The organism is Sphingomonas sp. (assembly GCF_042096255.1).
Lineage (GTDB): Bacteria > Pseudomonadota > Alphaproteobacteria > Sphingomonadales > Sphingomonadaceae > Sphingomonas.
This window is the reverse complement of the sequence record NZ_JBELLZ010000175.1, coordinates 1-3,401: the sequence shown is the minus strand read 5'-3', so window position 1 is coordinate 3,401 and position 3,401 is coordinate 1. Positions and strand designations below refer to the sequence as shown.

The 3,401-nt window shown below is 68.9% G+C and carries 2 protein-coding genes and 1 pseudogene; all 3 read left to right on the top strand.

Annotated elements, in window-relative coordinates:
* Positions 1–495 (top strand): annotated as a pseudogene (gene glnA, locus ACFDTH_RS17890) (glutamine synthetase); the annotation flags it as partial.
* A 190-nt stretch (positions 496–685) separates the two neighbouring features.
* Entirely contained in the window at positions 686–2,857 is a 2,172-nt protein-coding gene (locus ACFDTH_RS17885) for a prolyl oligopeptidase family serine peptidase (protein ID WP_375288902.1), read from the top strand.
* Between the two features lie 57 nt (positions 2,858–2,914).
* Positions 2,915–3,401: flavodoxin family protein (locus ACFDTH_RS17880; protein ID WP_375288901.1), on the top strand; the 487-nt coding region annotated here is incomplete at its 3' end.

The following is a 3,401-nucleotide window of genomic DNA, read 5'->3' as shown; positions in this document are numbered from 1 at the left end:
GCCAAGGCGATCAACGCCTTCACCAACCCGACCACCAACAGCTACAAGCGGCTGGTGCCGGGCTATGAGGCGCCGGTGCTGCTCGCTTATTCGGCGCGCAACCGCTCGGCCTCGTGCCGCATCCCGTACGGCACCGGCCCGAAGAGCAAGCGCGTCGAGGTGCGCTTCCCCGATGCGATGGCGAACCCGTATCTCGCATATGCCGCGCTGCTGATGGCAGGCCTGGACGGCATCCAGAACCGCATCCACCCGGGCGAGGCGATGGACAAGAACCTGTACGACCTGCCACCGGCAGAGCTCGCCCAGGTGCCCACCGTCTGCGCCAGCTTGCGCGAAGCGCTGGAGAGCCTGGCCGCCGACCACGAGTTCCTGCTGCGCGGCGACGTGTTTACCAAGGACCAGATCGAGGCCTATATCGAGCTCAAGTATGAAGACGTCGCCCGCTGGGAGATGACGCCGAGCCCGGTCGAATACGACATGTACTACAGCGCCTGATCAAAGGTCGCCGCGTTTGCGGACGGGCGCTCTCCAGTCATGGAGGGCGCCCGTTCTGCCGTCTGCGGGCCAAGTTCAGCAGACGGCGTCTCGACACCGCTCCGGCGCCATGCCATCACCCCTGCCAACGATAGGGTCGCCAAACCAAGAACCTAGAGCCGCGCGGAGCGGCCTCACCTGGGGGCATGGCATGGACCGGCGACACTTCCTGGCGACGACGTCTGCGGTTTTCTCGGTGATGCTGCCGAGGTTCGCATGGGGGCAGGCGGGCAAGCCGCCGCCCGCCAAGACTGTGGACATCGCCGACGGCCGCTTCGGCACCACCCTGCCCGATCCCTATCGCTGGATGGAGGACCCCAAGGATCCGGATTGGGAGCCGTGGATGCGCGCGCAGGCGGCTTACGCCCGCCAGGCGCTTGACGCTTTGCCCGGCCGCGCCGCGCTCGCCCGCCGCATCGGCGAGCTGACCGGCGACCTGCCCGTCGCTTCGCGGGTGGAGCGCGCAGGAACCAAGGTGTTCGTCGAGTTACGCCCGAGCGGCGCCAGCGTCGCCAAACTCTACGTCGTCGACCAGCCCGGCGGCGAGCGGCGCCTGCTGGTCGATCCCGAGGCGGTTAAGGACGCGAGCGGCGCGCACATCAGCCTCGACTGGTGGCGCGCCTCCAACGACGGCGCGATGGTCGCCTATGGGCTGTCCGCAGCAGGCTCGGAAGAGTCGGTCGCACGCGTGCTGCGCGTCGCCGACGGTTCGCACTTCCCCGAGACGATCGACCGCGCTCGGTTCGCCAATCCGCAATGGCTGCCCGATGGCTCCGGGTTCTTCTACGTCCGCATCCGCGAAGGGGCGGTAAGGGGCGCTGCCGACTATTACGCGAACGCGGTCGCCTGGCTGCACAGATTGGGCACCGATCCCAGGGCCGACATACGGATCATCGCCGGGGGTGACACCGTCGATGGCTATACCCTGCTGCCGATCGACTTTCCCTTCGTGATCACCACGCCGGGATCGGACATGGCGCTGCTGCTGCCCTATGGCGGGGTGCGGCGCGAGAATCCGCTGTTCGCCGCGCCGCTCGCCGAGGCGATGACGGGCAAGGCGCGCTGGCGTGCGGTGGCGCGGATGGAGGACCAGGCGACCGGCTTCGCGATGCGCGGGCGCGACGTCTATGTCGTGTCGGAAAAGGGGGCGCCGCTCGGCCGCATTCTCCGGCTCGACGCCGCCAACCCGGACATGGCGACGGCGCAGGTGGTGGTGCCCGAGGCCCGCGCGCCGATCGAGACCGCGGACGCAGGGCTGGTCGCGGCCAAGGACGGCATCTATTTCGCGCGCCAGAACGGCGGTCCGATGACGCTCCACCGCCTCGCCCCCGACGGCAAGGTGACCGACATCGCGATGCCGTTCGACGCGGGCATATACAATCTGTTCGGCTCAACCGATCACGACGGCGTCGACCTGCGCATGGCCGGCTGGGTGCAGCCGATGGGCATCTGGCGCTATCAGCCGGGCGGCACGCTGGCCGACACCGGCCTCAGCCCAAAGCCCGAATTCTCCACCGCGGAATACGAATCGACCCGGCTGATCGCCACCGCGCGCGACGGCACCAAGGTGCCCGTCTCGATCATCGCCAGGAAAGGCCTGAAGCGCGACGGCTCGGCGCCGGCGCTGGGACAATGCTATTCGAGCTACGGCATCTCGGCCTCGCCGATCTTCTCGCCCCGCTACCTGGCGTTCCTGGAACAAGGTGGCGTGATGTTCGAGGTACACGCCCGCGGCGGCGGCGAGTATGGCGCGCCCTGGTGGCGCGCGGGGCAGAAGGCCAACAAGGCGAACACCTGGCGCGACTTCATCGACGGCTGCGAGGCGGTGATTCGCGCCGGTTGGACCTCGCCGAAAGCGCTGACGATCATGGGTACCTCGGCGGGCGGCATCGCGGTGGGCAATGCCATGGCCGAGCGGCCGGACCTGTTCGCCGGGGCGATCGACAATGTCGGCTGGACCAACACGGCGCGGGCCGGCGTGGAGCAGAATTCCGCGCCCAACTTCCCGGAGTTCGGCGACCCATCGGTCGAGACAGAGTATCGCGGCCTCGTCGCGATGGACGCGATGTCCAAGATCAAGGACGGCACCCGCTACCCGGCCGTACTCGCCATGACCGGGATCACCGATCCGCGCGTCGCCCCCTGGCACGTCGCCAAGTTCGCCGCGCGGCTGCAAAAGGCGTCCACCGGCGGGCCGGTGCTGTTGCGGGTGGATTTCGACGCGGGACACGGTGTCGGCTCGACGCGCCAGCAGGTGGACGCGCAATTTGCAGACGTGTTCGCCTTCGTCCTGTCGCGCGGGGGCGTGGCGCGGCCTGGGTAGGCCGCCACCATCGGCAGCGTCGCGCGTTGAGGTGGCTTATCAGACGGAGCCCCGCTCATGCTTACCGCCCTCGCGCTCAACTGCACCCTCAAGGCCGACGCGTCGCAACCCTCCTCCACCGACGCGATGATCGCGGTGCTGCGCGATGCGCTCGCCGCGCGCGGGGTGCAGGTCACCGAAACGGTTCGCGTCGCCGCGCTGGACATCAAGCCCGGCGTCACCTCCGACGAGGGTGACGGCGACCAGTGGCCCGGCTTGCGCGAGAAGATCCTGGCCCACGACATCCTGATCCTGGGCGGGCCGATCTGGATGGGCCAATTGGGCAGCGTCGCCAAGCGCGTGCTGGAGCGGATGGACGCCTTCCTGTCCGAGACCGACGACGCGGGTCGCATGCCCAGCTACGGCAAGGTCGCGGTGATGGCGATCGTCGGCAACGAGGACGGCGCCCACGCCTCCTCCGCGCAGGGCTTCCAGGCCTTGAACGACGTCGGCTGGACGATCCCGCCGGTCGCCGCCTGCTATTGGGTCGGCGAGGCGATGGGCT